This window comes from Streptomyces sp. HB132, from assembly GCF_016909575.1.
GTDB lineage: Bacteria > Actinomycetota > Actinomycetes > Streptomycetales > Streptomycetaceae > Streptomyces.
Genome location: NZ_JAFBGA010000001.1, coordinates 455745 through 468915, shown reverse-complemented (window position 1 = coordinate 468915; position 13171 = coordinate 455745). Strand labels below are relative to the sequence as shown.

Sequence of the window (13171 nt, the reverse complement as noted above, 5' to 3'; positions counted from 1 at the left end):
GGGTTTAACAGTCTGTGGGGTGGCGACCAGACCGATCCGTCGTCGCGGGTGCCGGACCTGCCCTGTCGCACGGTTGTGCTGGCACTCTCCATCGGTGAGTGCCAGCACAGAGACTATGACCGGGATTAGCACTCGGTCAAGCGGAGTGCCAATTCACCACCTTCGCGTGGCGTCGTGGGACCGCGCGCACGCCCGGACAACGCGGGAGCCCGGCACGGTGTTCCGGTGACGGAGCAACCGCGCGGGACACCCCGCCCTCCGCCCCGTCAGACGTAGTCCTCCAGCCTGGCCACGGCGTACCCCTTGTCCGTGACCGTCTTCATGACGCGGCGGATCATGTCGGGCATCGATCCCTCCCAGTCCTCGTCACCCCGGAAGTGGGTGAGGATGATGTCGCCCGGGTGCAGGTCCCGGTCCCACTCGCGCCACTCCATGTGGTCGGGGAACGCCTCGGCGGCCCACAGGGGCACGGCCTCGATGCCGCAGGACCCGGCGACGCGCAGGGTGTCGGCGTTGTAGTTGCCGTACGGCGGCCGGAAGAGTGTCGGCCGCTTCCCGAAGTACTTCTCGAGCTTGTCCTGCTCGCCGCAGATCTCCCGCCGCTGGTCCGCCTTCGAGAGTCCCGGGAGGTAACGGTGGTTGAGCGTGTGGTTGTTGAGGGTGACACCCCTGGCCTGCATGTCCTTGAAGTAGCCGTAGTCGTCGCTCACCACGTAGTCGCTGAGGAAGGCGCTGTACGGGATCTTCAGCTCCGTCATCATCCGCAGCAGTTCGGGATCCTTCTCCGCCCCGTCGTCCATCGTCAGGAAGACGACCCGCTCCTTGGTGGGCACGGTGGTGAAGACCGGCGGCAGCGACTCCCCGCCCTCCACCTCGAACCCGTCACGGGTGGTGATGCGCGGCTTCACCACGGGCGGCGCGGGGGCGACGAGCGGGAGCTTCGCCAGACCCCACTTCTTCGCCACGGCGACGCGGGCGGCGTGTTCGCGCTTCAGCCGCGCGGCCTTCGCCGCGGCCGCGGCGGGCGCTTCCGGAGCGGCCGCCCCCGCCTGCCCTTCGACCGGCTTCCGCCGGCCCCCTGCCCCTTCGTCCGCACCGTCGGCGCATCCGGAGGCGACGGCGCCCAGCAACAGTGCGGCCAGGACCGCGCAGGCCGTTCTACGACGCTTCATGACATATTTTTCTTTTTGTCGTACTAGCTGCATGGCGCCGCATACTGCCACCGGGCCACCGGCTTCCTCGGGCGACACATCCGACGGGCCCGCCGCATCCCCCGGCTGGCTCACAATGGATCCGTGAACGCCCTTCCCCCCGCCGGTCAGGCCGGCCCCGCCGACCCGCTCGCCGCCTTCGCCGCCCTGCGCACCCCCGAGGGCACCGCGCTCCTGGACGAGCTGCGGGACCACGATCCCGCACGGGAACTGGCGACCGCGACCCGGCTGCGCCGCACGCACCCCGCGGCCCTCGTGTCGGCGGCGCTCGGCCAGGCGCGGCTGCGGCAACGCGCCGTCGCGAAGTTCGGGGCCGCGGACGCGTACCGCATGTTCTTCACGCCCGACGGAGTGGAGCAGGCGACCCGCACCTCGGTCGCCGGCTACCGCGCCGGGCGGTTCGCGGGGCTCGGAGTGCGCAGCGTGGCGGACCTGTGCTGCGGTATCGGCGGTGACGCCATCGCCCTGGCCCGGGCGGGCGTCCCGGTCCTGGCCGTGGACCGCGATCCGCTCACCGCCCAGGTCGCCCGCGCCAACGCCGAGGCACTCGGTCTCCAGGACCTCGTCGAGGTGCGGTGCGCCGACGTCACCGAGATCGACACCTCCCCGTACGACGCGGTCTTCGTCGACCCGGCGCGGCGCGGCGGGCGGGGCAGGATCTTCGACCCCGAGGCCTACTCGCCTCCGCTCTCCTGGGCGACCGGGGCAGCACTGAAGGCCCCCCGCGCCGCGCTGAAGATCGCCCCCGGTGTCCCCCACGAGGCGATCGGGCCGCAGGCGGAGGCCGAATGGATCTCGGACGGCGGAGACGTGAAGGAAGCGGTGCTGTGGTTCGGCGAGGGCTTCACCCCCGGCGCCTTCCGGGCCACACTGCTCCCGTCCAGGACGACCCTCGCCTCGGACGGCCCGCTCCCCGCACCACCGGTCGGCCCCGTCGGCCGGTACCTCCACGAGCCGGACGGCGCCGTGATCCGCGCCCACCTGGTCGCCGAGATCGTGGAGCGCTGCGGGGGCAGGCTGATCGACGAGACGATCGCGTACGTCACGAGCGACACGCCGTACGAGTCCGACGCCACGGCCTCCTACGAGATCACCGACCAGCTGCCCTTCAACATGAAGAAGCTGAAAGCCCTGCTGAGGGAGCGTCAGGTAGGCGTCCTGACCGTCAAGAAGCGTGGCTCGCCGGTCGAACCGGAGGAGTTGCGACGGAAGATGAAGCTGCAGGGGCCGCACGCGGCCACCGTGTTCATGACCCGGGTGGCCGGGGCCCCGACGATGCTCATCGGTCAGCCGGTGAAAGGGACTTGATCAGCCGTCCACCCCGGCCGGCCGGCACGTCGGCGCACCCACGAGCACCCGCAGCGCCCAGCGGCGGTGGGCGAACGCCTTGACGAGGCCGGTGAGTCCGGCCAGCCAGGCGAGGAACCCGAGCCCCATCAGCCAGACCACGAGGCCGTACGTCTCCTGGCCCGCCCTCGCGGCCCCCGGGACGGCCACGCAGCCGAAGAGACCCGCCGCGCAGAGCGCGAACGACGTCAGGAGCCAGGCGACGCTCGCCCGCGGCCTGCGGAGGGGCAGGTCCCCCGCCGGGTCGTGGTCCAGTCCGCCCCACTCCACGAGGAGTCCGTGCACCCGCACGTCCCTGGCCACGCCGACGGCCAGGAGCACGGCCGCCGGGACCAGCACGGCGGCGCCCACGGCGAGGCAGACGACCCCCGGGACGACGGCGAGGGCGTCGTAAGCGTCCTCGAACATGAGCAGTGCCGATCCGACCAGCGACCAGCCGAGTGCGGCGATCCCCGTCCACATCAGCAGCACTCCGAGCCGCGCGGGCCCGATGAACATCCTCACCAGCTCGCCGAGGACCACCGCCCGGTCCCTCAGCAGTGCGTCGCGGTCGGGCCACGTGCGTATCTCCGCGGGTGGCGGAGGCGGGGGAAGTGGTGAACGGCTAGGCATGCCACAGACATTACCGAGCGCGTACGCCGTCCTCGGGCGGTGGAACGGTCCGGGGGATCAGGTCAGCGGGTACGAGGTCCGGCCGGACGCCTCGTCGATCTCGTCGTGTGCCTTGGTCAGCAGTTTCATCGCCAGTTCGTTGAGCGCACGGGCGCCGGCGATCTCCTCGCCGACCCTGGGCTGCTCCGCGTCGGAGGGGTGGCGGCTGGCGTACCCGTGGGCCCGCACCTCGGTCCCGTCACTCAGCCGCACCATCGCGGCCGCGCGGGTCCGGTGGGTGTCCTCCTCGAACTCCAGCTCGATGTGCCATCCGACCGTGGTCTCCATCATGTCGGTCACCTCCCGGGACTCGTGCTTCCAGGGTGCGCCCGTTCCCCCGCCCGCGCACGGCGTGCGGGGCGCGCCTCAGGCGTTCCGCAGGGCCTGCACGTCCAGCTTCCGCATGCCCATGAGGGCCTTCATCACCCGGTCCGCCCTGGCCCGGTCGGGGCCGCCGAGCAGCTCGGGAAGGGCGCGCGGGACGATCTGCCACGACAGGCCGTACTTGTCCTTCAGCCACCCGCACATGCTTTCCTCACCCTCCTCGGTGAACTTCGCCCACAGCCTGTCGACCTCCTCCTGGTCCGCACAGTCCACGCTGAGCGAAACGGCCTCGCTGAAGTGGAAGTGCGGGCCGCCGTTGAGGCCGAGGTACTCCTGGCCCGCGAGCACGAACTCCACCGTCAGGACCGAGCCCGTCTCCCCCGGGGACGCCTCGGAATTGCGGGTGACGTCGACGATGCGGGAGTCCCCTCCGAAGACCGAGACGTAGAACTCCGCGGCCTCCTGGGCCTGGTCGTCGAACCACAGACAGGGCTTGATCTTCTGCATGGCCGCTCTCCTCGCGCCGGGGAACATCGTCGTTCCGCTGTGCAAGGTAGACCGGCCGCGCGCGGGGAACTCATCGGAACACGCGCCACGCGGGCGCCCTTCAGCCGACCGCAGGACCGAGGGACTCGAAGCGCCACCGGTGCACCGGGCGGGTGATCAGCCCGGCGTCCGGCTCCGGGAGCTCCGGCAGCCCGGACAGCTCGTCGTATCCCACGTCCCACCAGGTCATCACGAGGACCCGGTCCTGCGGTGCGCGCAGCAGCTCGCTGCGCAGCGGCTTCCTGGACAGCTCGGCCGCCCGGGCCGCGGCCCACTCCAGCAGCTCCGCGCCACGGCCCTCGGCGGCGCGGGCCTCCCACATCAGGGCGACGGTCATGAGTACAGGTTGTCCTTGCTGATCTCGTGCACGTGGTCGTGGCCGTGGCTGTGGGCCCCCGGCACGTGGGTCTCCGTGACCGGCAGCGAGGAGTCCGCCGAGAGGCCCAGGTCCGACACCGGCCGGTTGCGCGCCACCATCTCCGCGCCGAGCGCGGCGACCATCGCCCCGTTGTCCGTGCAGAGCCCCGGCCTGGGGACCCGCAGCCGGATCCCGGCCTTCTCGCACCGCTCCTGGGCGAGCGCCCTCAGCCGCGAGTTGGCCGCGACGCCACCGCCGATCATCAGGTGGTCGACGCCCTCGTCCTTGCAGGCCCGGACGGCCTTGCGGGTGAGGACGTCCACGACGGCCTCCTGGAAGGACGCCGCCACGTCGCGCACGGGGACGTCCTCGCCCGCCGCGCGCTTCGCCTCGATCCAGCGCGCCACGGACGTCTTGAGCCCGGAGAAGGAGAAGTCGTACGCGGGATCGCGGGAGCCGCTCAGCCCGCGCGGGAACGCGATCGCCTTCGGGTCGCCCTCCCTGGCCAGCCGGTCGATGACCGGGCCGCCGGGGAACCCCAGGTCCAGCACACGGGCGATCTTGTCGAAGGCCTCGCCCGCCGCGTCGTCGATGGTCGCGCCCAGCGGCCGTACGTCGTTCGTGATGTCCGGGGCCAGCAGCAGCGAGGAGTGCCCGCCGCTGACCAGCAGTGCCATCGTCGGCTCGGGCAGCGGACCGTGCTCCAGCTGGTCGACGCAGATGTGCGAGGCCAGGTGGTTCACCCCGTACAGCGGCTTGTTCAGCGCGTACGCGTACGCCTTGGCGGCCGATACGCCGACGAGCAGTGCCCCGGCGAGCCCGGGGCCGGCCGTGACCGCGATGCCGTCGAGGTCCCGGGCGCTGATCCCGGCGTCCTTCAGGGCGCGCTCGATGGTGGGGACCATCGCCTCCAGGTGGGCGCGGGAGGCGATCTCCGGGACGACACCGCCGAAGCGGGCATGGGTGTCGACGCTGGACGCGACGGCGTCGGCCAGGAGTGTCGTCCCGCGCACGATGCCGACGCCGGTCTCGTCGCAGGAGGTCTCGATACCGAGTACGAGCGGTTCGTCAGCCATCAGTCTGTCTCTGTTCCTTGTACGGTCAGGCGCATGACGAGTGCGTCGATGTTGCCCGGCTGGTAGTAGCCCCGGCGGAAGCCGATCGGCTCGAAACCGAAGCGTTCGTAGAGCTTCTGCGCGCGGGTGTTGTCGACACGGACCTCCAGGAGCACGGCGGTGCACTCGAAGGCGGTGGCGTGCCGGAGCAGGTCGGTGAGCAGCTCGGAGCCGAGACCGCCGCCCCACCGGCCGCGGCTCACCGCGATCGTCTGGACGTCGGCGAGGTCGCCGGCCGAGGCGAGACCCGCGTAGCCGACGATCCGGCCGTCGGCGGGGTTCTCGGCGACGACGTAGCGGTGGGTGGCCCGGGGCCCGCGGGCGCGGGCCAGTTCGGACCAGAACATCCCGGCCGACCAGGCGTCGTCGGGGAACAGCTCGTGTTCCAGCTCCAGGACGGGGGCGATGTCCCACCACCGCATCTCACGGAGCACAGCGGTCGCGGTGGTCACTTGGGGGTGACCACCTTGTAGTTCTTCGGGACCTGGGCGTCGGGCCTGCGCAGGTACAGCGGCTGCGGCGGGAGCAGACCGGCCCCGGCGGCCAGGCGTTCGGCCGCGAGTGCGGCGAGCGCGCCGGCGGAGACGTGCTCCGGGCCGCGGGCGTCCGGGAAGGCCTCGGGATAGAGCAGGGCGCCCGCGCCGGCGACGGGCAGTCCGCCGAGCCGGTCCGCGATGTCGGCGGGCCGGTCGACGGAGGGGTCACCGTCCCGGGTGCGGAAGTCCTCGTACCGCGCCCAGTAGACCTCCTTGCGGCGCGCGTCGGTCGCGACGGCGAACGGGCCCTCGACGCCCTCCAGGCCCGCGGCGTACGCGAGCGCGTCGAGCGTGCACACCCCGTGCACCGGCACGGAGAGGGCGGAGCCGAAGGTCGCGGCGGTGACCAGGCCGACGCGCAGCCCGGTGTACGGGCCGGGGCCGACCCCGACGGCCACGTCGGTCACGGCGTCGAGCTTCACACCCGCCTCGGCGAGGATCCGGTGGACGGCGGGCAGCAGCAGCTCCCCGTGCCTCCGGGCGTCGACCAGTCCGGTCTCGGCGACGACGGAGGCCCCGTCGTGAAGGGCGACGGTGACGGCGGGCGTGGCGGTATCCATGGCGAGCAGCAGCACACAAACAGCCTACGGCTCCGCCGACCCGGCCACGGCGGCCCGTGCAGCGTCCCGGGCTCCCCTTCAGCTGCTGGTACCGTCGCCGGGTATACGCGTGTACGACGTAAATGCTTGTACGACATGCGACAGAAGCATGTGAAAGGGGACCTCACGGTGGCACGGGGCAGCTCGGGAATCGTGGCCGGGCTCACTGCCGCGGCGGTGGCCGCGGTCTGTTTCCTCGCCTACCAGGCGTCGGCGAACGCACCGGACTCGGTCGCCGCACCGTCGGCGCAGACCTCCGGGCCGACCGCCGCCCCCTCCGCGAAGCCGAAGCCCACGAAGGAACCGCTCGCGGTCCCCGAGGACTCCGACACGGGCGCCCGCGTCGTGTACGCGCTGAAGGACCGCCGGGTGTGGATCGTGGACGACGCGGAGAAGACGCTCCGGACCTTCACGGTCATGCCGAGCACCGTGAGCCCCCTGCCGGGCGTGTACCGGGTGACCTCGCGCTCCGGCAGCATCAAGGGCTCGGACGGCGTCCTGATCGAACACGTGGTCCGCTTCGCGAGCGTCGACGACGTGGTGGTGGGCTTCAGCGCCGCTCAGGACGACTCGATGGCCAGCCCCGACCCCACGGCCAAGACCGGCGGGGTGCGGATGAAGCGGGCCGACGGTGACGCCGTGTGGACCTTCGCCACGGTCGGCGCCAAGGTCGTCGTCGTCCCGTAGGGCTGTCCCCCGGACCGGGGGCCGTCGCACCGACGCCGCCGGACCGACGGTCAGGCCGCGTCGCGCCCCTCGGCGGTCCCCAGGTCGTCGTCGTCCCGGTCGGGCTCACGCTCGCCCGTGTGCTCGCCGCGGGGCGGTGTCGACACCGCCGTCGCGGCCGCGCAGGAGGCCAGCAGGTCCTTCATCGACACCGCGGAGGCCGACGGTGACTCCGCCTGCGACTGCGGGTGCACTTCACGCTCGGGTGCCGGCATGGATGCCTCCTCGGGCTTCGGTGAGAGACATGGTTAGGTAGACCTAACCAATCCCTGCGTCCCATGTGACCACGGCGGGGCTCCCCGGCGCAACATTTTGCCGACGTCCTGTCGGAAAGCGTCGGAACGCAGTCGGAGAGCAACCGGAGAACGGCCGGAGAGCGGTAGGAGAGCCGGGTGTGCGGAGGCCACCTCACCCGGGCCGGCCCGAGCCCGCTGTCAGAGAGCGGCCAGCTCCGCACCCAGGCCCGCCCAGCGGGCGCCGATCCCCACCAGGGTGACCGTGCGACGCTCGTCGTCCGTGTCTCCGACCGCGCGGTCGATCAGGACCCGCAGCCGGTCCGCCGACAGGTCCTCGACCTTGCCGTCGCCCCACTCCACGACGATCACCGACTCCGGCAGCGACACGTCGAGGTCGAGGTCCTCCATCTCGTCGAGACCGCCGCCCAGGCGGTACGCGTCCACGTGGACGAGCGAGGGGCCCTCTCCCAGCGGGGGATGGACCCGGGCGATCACGAAGGTCGGCGACGTGACGGCACCGCGTACCCCGAGGCCCTCCCCAAGGCCCCGGGTCAGGGTCGTCTTGCCCGCGCCGAGCTCGCCGGTGAGCATCACCAGGTCGCCGGGTGCCAGCACACCGGCGATCCGACGGCCGAGCTCCTTCATCTCTTCGGGGGACTCGACGGCGACGTCCAGGGTGACGGTGCCGGGTGCGTTGCCCGGCGCGACCGTGTCGGCCACCGGGCCGTTGTGCGCTGCTTCCATGTCGACCAACGGTAGAGGATCAGCGCGTCCCGGCCGGAACGGCTCCGATCCGCACGAGCAGGTCGGCGAGCCGGTCGGTGACCGTCTCCGGGTGCTCCAGCATCACCAGATGACCGGCGTCCGGCACGATGACCAGCTCCGCGTCCGGCAGCTCGTCCGCGATGGCCTCGCTGTGCGAACTGGGCGTCACCAGGTCCTTGTCACCGGCGAGGATCAGCACCGGCAGCTCCCGGAAGGCGGGCAGGGCCCCGCTCTTGTCGTGCTCGGTGAAGGCGGGGTAGAACTCGGCGACCACGTCGATGGGGGTCGACTCGATGAGCCGCTCCGCGAACCGCGCGACCGCCGGATCCACGTCCCTCGATCCGAACGAGTAGCGCTTGATCAGCCCCGCGAACAGGTCGGCGGTCGCCCGCCGCCCGCGCTCCACCAGCTCCGTCTGCGAACCGAGCGCCCTCAGTACCCCGGGCAGCACCCGGCGCACGGCGTTCACGCCCGCCACCGGCAGCCCGAAGTTCACCTCGCCGAGCTTGCCGCTGGACGTCCCGACGAACGCGACCGCGGCCACCCGGTCGCGGATCAGCTCCGGATACCCGTCGGCGAGCGCCATCATCGTCATGCCGCCCATGGAGTGTCCGACCAGTACCAGTGGGCCCTCGGGCGCGGCCGCGTCCAGGACCGCCTTGAGATCGCGGCCGAGCTGGTCGATGCCGACCGCGACGCCCTCGGCCTGCGCCCTGCCCCGCTGGGATCGGCCGTGGCTGCGCTGGTCCCAGTGGACCGTGCGGACCAGACCGCGCAGCGCCGCTCGCTGGAAGTGCCAGGAGTCCTGGCCGAGGCAGTAGCCGTGACTGAAGACGACGGTCAGGGGCGCGGGGTCCTTGCTGCCGAAGAGCCTGCGCCTGCGCGGTCCGGAGCCCGCGGGGCTTCCCGTCCCCGAGCGCGCGCCCGCACGATTCGTGCCGCCGTCCGGTTCGATCTCGTCGACCTCGTAGTACAGCTCGGTGCCGTCGTCCGCGATCGCGCGGCCGGGCTGCCCGCGGAGCGAGCCGTACGGGCCGGAGGCGTCCAGTGCGAGGCGGGCCTTCTTGCGCATGCCCCGGCCCACGGTGAGCCGCTCGACGGCGACGCCCGCGGCCGCGCCCGCGGCGATGACGCCTATCGCCGCCCCGGCTACGCCCGCCCGGCGCCAGCCGGCCGCCGCGACGGCCGCCGTCGCCATCACGTCCTCCGCGCTGGTCTCGCTCACCGTGCTGTGCCCCTTCGTCGTCGTTGTCGTGGTCGCCCTGCCCGGAGCGTGCTCAGCCCCGGCCGGAGTCCTCGTGGAGATGAACGCGGGGAACGCGAGCACCGATGCGCGTGACGATCTCGTACGCGATCGTGTCCGCCGCCACCGCCCAGTCCTCCGCACTCGGCTCGCCCCGGTCGCCCGGTCCGAAGAGCACCGCTTCCGCGCCGGCTTCCAGCACGTCGCCGTCGAGATCGACCACGAACTGGTCCATCGCGACCCGGCCCGCGATCCTGCGGACGGCGCCTTTGACGAGAACGGGGCCCCGGCCCGAGGCATGGCGCGGGATGCCGTCCGCGTAGCCGAGCGGCACCAGGGCGAGCGTGGTCTCGGAGGAGGTCGTGTAGTGGTGCCCGTAGCTGACCCCGTGGCCCGGGGGCACCTGCTTGACCAGCGCGACGGACGCGGCGAGCGTCATGACGGGCCGCAGCCCGAAGTCGGCCGGGGTGCCCAGCTCGGGGCCGGGCGAGATGCCGTACATCGCGATGCCTGTGCGGACGAGGTCGAAGTGGGACTCGGGCACCGTGAGCGTCGCCGGGGAGTTGGCGATGTGCCGGACCTCGGGCCGGACGCCCTCCTTCTCCGCGTACGCCACCATGTCGCGGAAGACGTTCAGCTGCGCGGCGATCGACGGGTGCCCGGGCTCGTCGGCGCAGGCGAAGTGGGACCAGAGACCGGTGACGCGCAGGATGCCGGCCTCCTCGGCGGCGCGGGCGGCCGTGACGAGCGCGGGCCAGTCCGCGGGCTGGCAGCCGTTGCGTCCGAGACCCGTGTCGGCCTTGAGCTGGACCCGGGCCGGAATCCCTGCCTCCGCGGCTGCGGCGGCGACCTCGTCGAGTGCCCACATACCGCTCACCGAGACGTCGATGTCCGCCTCGACCGCCTCGCGCCAGGGGCCGCCGGGCGTCCAGAGCCAGCACATCACCCGGCCGCCGATTCCGGCCTCGCGGAGCGCGAGCGCCTCCTGCGGAGTCGCGGTGCCCAGCCATGCCGCGCCGGCCTCCCGCGCCGCCCTGGCGCAGGGCACCGCTCCGTGCCCGTACGCGTCGGACTTCACCACGGCCATGAGCTGCGCCCCGGACGCCCGCGCGCGCAGGGCGCGCACGTTGGCACGCAGCGCGGCGAGGTCGATCTCGGCACGGGCTCTCAGGGTCGCTGTCTCGTTCATCGCGCCCAGTGTCTCAGAGCCGTACGTCTGTGCCCTCGATCTCTGTGCCGGTGGGCGGTCACCGGTGGTCGAGGGCGTGCTCCAGATGGTCGACGAGGACCGGTACATGGCTGGCCGGAACGTCCTTCACGGCGGTGAGGAGGGTGACGGGGCCACCCTGCCGCAGCAGGGCGAGCAGCCCCTCGACGGCCTCGGTGTGCGCGGAGTCGCCGAGCTCGGTGCGGTAGCGCTCCACGAAGGTGTCGTACCGGCTCTCGGAAGGGTCCTCGTGGTACCAGGTGCGGAGTTCCTTCGAAGGCGTCGCGTCCTTGGCCCACAGGTCGACCGCCGCGTGCTCCTTGGAGATGCCGCGCGGCCAGAGCCGGTCGACGAGCACCCGGGTGCCGTCGTCGTCCTCCGGCGGGTCGTACACCCTGCGTACGCGTATGCCGCTGCCGCTGCCCACGACCGATCACCGTCCGTTCCGTCGCCCCGGCCTCCGCTTCCAGCCTGGATCAGGCCCGCGCGTCCCGCCAGGCAGCCGGTACGGCGTCCGCGACGTCCTGCGCGGCGACCGGTGCCCCGTCCGAGGCCCGGCGTGCCGCGAGCCCGTGCAGATAGGCGCCCACCGACGCGGCGTCGAGCGGGGCCAGACCCGCGGCCAGCAGCGAACCCGTCAGCCCGGACAGCACATCGCCGCTCCCCGCCGTGGCCAGCCAGGACGTGCCGGTCGGATTGACCCGCACGGGCGTGTCCCCGGGTTCCGCGACGAGGGTCGTCGAGCCCTTCAGCAGCACCGTGGCGCGGTAGCGCGCGGCGAGCTCCCGCACGGCTGCGAGCCGCCCGGCCTCGACCTCCGCGCGCTCCACCCCGAGCAGCGCGGCGGCCTCACCGGCGTGCGGGGTGAGGACCGTGGCGGCGGTCCGCGCGCGTACGTCCCCGGCGTCCATCAGCCGCAGCCCGTCCGCGTCGACCAGCACCGGGACGTCGGCGGCCAGCACATCGGCCACCGCCGACGCCGACTCCGACGAGTCGCCGAGGCCCGGCCCTGCGACCCAGGCCTGCACCCGGCCGGCCTTCGACGGCGGGCCGGGGTGCACCAGCGTCTCCGGGAAGCGCGCGATCACCGCTTCGGCCCCGGGGCCCGCGTAGCGCACGGCCCCCGCGCCGCCGCGCAGCGCCCCGGCGACCGCGAGGACGGCCGCGCCCGGGTACCGCTCCGAGCCGGCGGCCACTCCGACGACGCCGCGCCGGTACTTGTCGCTCTCCGCGCCGGGTACGGGCAGCAGGGCGGCCACGTCGGCGTACTGCAACGCCTCCATGTCCGGCCGCGCGGGCAGTTCCGCCGCCAGGCCGATGTCGACGAGCCGGAGCGCGCCCGCGTGTCCGGCGGCCGGGTCGATGAGCAGCCCCGGCTTGTACGTACCGAAGGTGACCGTGGCGTCCGCCCGCACGGCCGCGCCGAGCACCTGGCCGGTGTCGGCCTCGACCCCGCTCGGCAGGTCCACCGCGAGCACGGGCGCGTGGCCTCCGGTGACCGCCCGTACGAGTTCCGCCGCCTCGGGCCGCAGGCCACCGCGGCCCCCGATACCGGTGATGCCGTCGACGACGAGGTCGACGGGGCCGAAGGCACCGAGGTCCGGGCCGTCGAGGACCTGCCCGCCCGCCGCCAGCAGGGCGGCCAGCGCGGCCCGGTGGACCTTGTCCGGTGTGGTCAGGAGCGCCCGTACGCCGGCCCCGCGCCGGGCCAGCCGGGCACCCGCGTACAGGGTGTCGCCGCCGTTGTCACCGCTGCCGACGAGGAGGAGCACCCGGGATCCGTACACCCGCCCGTTGCGCCGGAGCAGGTCGCCGCACGCCACCGCCAGTCCGGCGGCGGCGCGCGCCATCAGCGCCCCCTCCGGCAGCCGTGCCATCAGCGCCTGTTCGGCGGCCCGTACGGTCTCGACGCTGTAGGCATGTCGCATACCCTCAACCCTCCGCGATGACCACGGCCGACGCCACCCCCGCATCGTGGCTGAGCGATACGTGCCAGCTGCGGACGCCCAGTTCGGCCGCCCGTGCCGCGACGGTCCCCCGCACCTCCAGCCGGGGCCGGCCGCTCTCCTCCACACACACCTCGGCGTCGGTCCAGAGCAGCCCGCCCGGCGCCCCGAGCGCCTTGGCCAGGGCCTCCTTCGCGGCGAACCTGGCCGCCAGCGAGGCGATCCCCCGCCGGTCCCCGCCGGGGAGCAGCAGCTCCCGCTCCAGGAACAGCCGATCGGCCAGCTGGGGCGTGCGCTCCAGCGCGGCGCCGAAGCGTTCGATCTCCGCCACATCGATCCCGACCCCAATGATCACGCGCTC

General features: G+C 73.0%; 17 protein-coding genes. 2 read left to right on the top strand and 15 right to left on the bottom strand.

Annotated features, from left to right (window positions below; genetic code table 11):
• Window positions 1-266 precede the first annotated feature (266 nt).
• Complete coding sequence (locus JOC24_RS02390) at window positions 267-1172, bottom strand: polysaccharide deacetylase family protein (RefSeq protein WP_205018381.1); 906 nt, start codon at window positions 1170-1172, stop codon at window positions 267-269.
• A gap of 123 nt (window positions 1173-1295) precedes the next feature.
• Here JOC24_RS02390 and JOC24_RS02385 point away from each other — a divergent pair, with 123 nt between their 5' ends.
• On the top strand, window positions 1296-2519 hold the full coding sequence (locus JOC24_RS02385; protein ID WP_205018380.1) for a THUMP-like domain-containing protein: 1224 nt from the start codon (window positions 1296-1298) through the stop codon (window positions 2517-2519).
• Here the strand turns inward: JOC24_RS02385 and JOC24_RS02380 are convergent, their stop codons facing one another.
• The 7 genes from JOC24_RS02380 to tsaB form a co-directional block, all read right to left on the bottom strand.
• On the bottom strand, window positions 2520-3170 hold the full coding sequence (locus JOC24_RS02380; RefSeq protein WP_205018379.1) for a hypothetical protein: 651 nt from the start codon (window positions 3168-3170) through the stop codon (window positions 2520-2522).
• A 57-nt stretch (window positions 3171-3227) separates the two neighbouring features.
• Complete coding sequence (locus tag JOC24_RS02375; RefSeq protein WP_104791830.1) at window positions 3228-3500, bottom strand: DUF1876 domain-containing protein; 273 nt, start codon at window positions 3498-3500, stop codon at window positions 3228-3230.
• Between the two features lie 75 nt (window positions 3501-3575).
• A complete protein-coding gene (locus JOC24_RS02370) occupies window positions 3576-4040 on the bottom strand; it encodes a VOC family protein (RefSeq protein ID WP_205018378.1) in 465 nt (154 codons plus the stop codon).
• Between the two features lie 100 nt (window positions 4041-4140).
• The gene (locus JOC24_RS02365) at window positions 4141-4416 is read right to left on the bottom strand and encodes a hypothetical protein (RefSeq protein WP_205018377.1); all 276 of its coding nucleotides are present in this window, start codon (window positions 4414-4416) and stop codon (window positions 4141-4143) included.
• Entirely contained in the window at window positions 4413-5513 is a 1101-nt protein-coding gene (tsaD, locus tag JOC24_RS02360) for a tRNA (adenosine(37)-N6)-threonylcarbamoyltransferase complex transferase subunit TsaD (protein ID WP_205018376.1), read from the bottom strand. The genes JOC24_RS02365 and tsaD overlap by 4 nt, the downstream gene beginning before the upstream one ends.
• Window positions 5513-6004: a ribosomal protein S18-alanine N-acetyltransferase gene (gene rimI / locus JOC24_RS02355; protein ID WP_205018375.1), complete on the bottom strand. Its 492-nt coding sequence runs from the start codon at window positions 6002-6004 to the stop codon at window positions 5513-5515. The genes tsaD and rimI overlap by 1 nt, the downstream gene beginning before the upstream one ends.
• On the bottom strand, window positions 6001-6648 hold the full coding sequence (gene tsaB, locus JOC24_RS02350; RefSeq protein WP_205018746.1) for a tRNA (adenosine(37)-N6)-threonylcarbamoyltransferase complex dimerization subunit type 1 TsaB: 648 nt from the start codon (window positions 6646-6648) through the stop codon (window positions 6001-6003). Before tsaB ends, rimI begins: the two co-directional genes overlap by 4 nt.
• Window positions 6649-6783: 135 nt before the next feature.
• On the opposite strand from tsaB, the gene JOC24_RS02345 reads away from it, so the two are divergent.
• Window positions 6784-7374, top strand: coding sequence for an alpha/beta hydrolase family protein (locus tag JOC24_RS02345; RefSeq protein WP_205018374.1), 591 nt, complete (start codon window positions 6784-6786; stop codon window positions 7372-7374).
• A 50-nt stretch (window positions 7375-7424) separates the two neighbouring features.
• On the opposite strand, the gene JOC24_RS02340 is transcribed toward JOC24_RS02345, so the two are convergent.
• From JOC24_RS02340 to JOC24_RS02310, 7 genes are all read right to left on the bottom strand, one after another.
• Window positions 7425-7628 carry a hypothetical protein gene (locus JOC24_RS02340; protein ID WP_205018771.1) on the bottom strand — a complete coding sequence of 68 codons (204 nt, stop codon included), beginning with the start codon at window positions 7626-7628 and terminating at the stop codon, window positions 7425-7427.
• Between the two features lie 219 nt (window positions 7629-7847).
• Window positions 7848-8393 (bottom strand): tRNA (adenosine(37)-N6)-threonylcarbamoyltransferase complex ATPase subunit type 1 TsaE, encoded by a 546-nt coding sequence (gene tsaE / locus JOC24_RS02335; protein ID WP_205018373.1) that lies wholly within the window; start codon window positions 8391-8393, stop codon window positions 7848-7850.
• A gap of 19 nt (window positions 8394-8412) precedes the next feature.
• Window positions 8413-9639 (bottom strand): alpha/beta fold hydrolase, encoded by a 1227-nt coding sequence (locus JOC24_RS02330; RefSeq protein ID WP_205018372.1) that lies wholly within the window; start codon window positions 9637-9639, stop codon window positions 8413-8415.
• A 52-nt stretch (window positions 9640-9691) separates the two neighbouring features.
• The gene (alr, locus tag JOC24_RS02325; protein ID WP_205018371.1) at window positions 9692-10846 is read right to left on the bottom strand and encodes an alanine racemase; all 1155 of its coding nucleotides are present in this window, start codon (window positions 10844-10846) and stop codon (window positions 9692-9694) included.
• A gap of 58 nt (window positions 10847-10904) precedes the next feature.
• Window positions 10905-11291, bottom strand: coding sequence for a DUF488 domain-containing protein (locus JOC24_RS02320; protein ID WP_205018370.1), 387 nt, complete (start codon window positions 11289-11291; stop codon window positions 10905-10907).
• Window positions 11292-11340: 49 nt separating this feature from the next.
• Complete coding sequence (locus JOC24_RS02315) at window positions 11341-12792, bottom strand: NAD(P)H-hydrate dehydratase (protein WP_205018369.1); 1452 nt, start codon at window positions 12790-12792, stop codon at window positions 11341-11343.
• 4 nt (window positions 12793-12796) lie between these two features.
• Entirely contained in the window at window positions 12797-13165 is a 369-nt protein-coding gene (locus JOC24_RS02310) for a holo-ACP synthase (RefSeq protein WP_205018368.1), read from the bottom strand.
• Window positions 13166-13171: the final 6 nt, after the last annotated feature.

What these genes read in the sequence shown, in the direction of transcription:
- JOC24_RS02340 (WP_205018771.1), bottom strand. Translation starts at nt 7,628, where the DNA reads ATGCCGGCACCCGAGCGTGAAGTGCACCCGCAGTCGCAGGCGGAGTCA.
- JOC24_RS02365 (WP_205018377.1), bottom strand. Translation starts at nt 4,416, where the DNA reads ATGACCGTCGCCCTGATGTGGGAGGCCCGCGCCGCCGAGGGCCGTGGC.
- JOC24_RS02315 (WP_205018369.1), bottom strand. Translation starts at nt 12,792, where the DNA reads ATGCGACATGCCTACAGCGTCGAGACCGTACGGGCCGCCGAACAGGCG.
- JOC24_RS02380 (WP_205018379.1), bottom strand. Translation starts at nt 3,170, where the DNA reads ATGCCTAGCCGTTCACCACTTCCCCCGCCTCCGCCACCCGCGGAGATA.
- tsaB (WP_205018746.1), bottom strand. Translation starts at nt 6,648, where the DNA reads ATGGATACCGCCACGCCCGCCGTCACCGTCGCCCTTCACGACGGGGCC.
- JOC24_RS02390 (WP_205018381.1), bottom strand. Translation starts at nt 1,172, where the DNA reads ATGAAGCGTCGTAGAACGGCCTGCGCGGTCCTGGCCGCACTGTTGCTG.
- JOC24_RS02370 (WP_205018378.1), bottom strand. Translation starts at nt 4,040, where the DNA reads ATGCAGAAGATCAAGCCCTGTCTGTGGTTCGACGACCAGGCCCAGGAG.
- JOC24_RS02345 (WP_205018374.1), top strand. Translation starts at nt 6,784, where the DNA reads ATGCGACAGAAGCATGTGAAAGGGGACCTCACGGTGGCACGGGGCAGC.
- alr (WP_205018371.1), bottom strand. Translation starts at nt 10,846, where the DNA reads ATGAACGAGACAGCGACCCTGAGAGCCCGTGCCGAGATCGACCTCGCC.
- tsaE (WP_205018373.1), bottom strand. Translation starts at nt 8,393, where the DNA reads ATGGAAGCAGCGCACAACGGCCCGGTGGCCGACACGGTCGCGCCGGGC.
- JOC24_RS02375 (WP_104791830.1), bottom strand. Translation starts at nt 3,500, where the DNA reads ATGATGGAGACCACGGTCGGATGGCACATCGAGCTGGAGTTCGAGGAG.
- tsaD (WP_205018376.1), bottom strand. Translation starts at nt 5,513, where the DNA reads ATGGCTGACGAACCGCTCGTACTCGGTATCGAGACCTCCTGCGACGAG.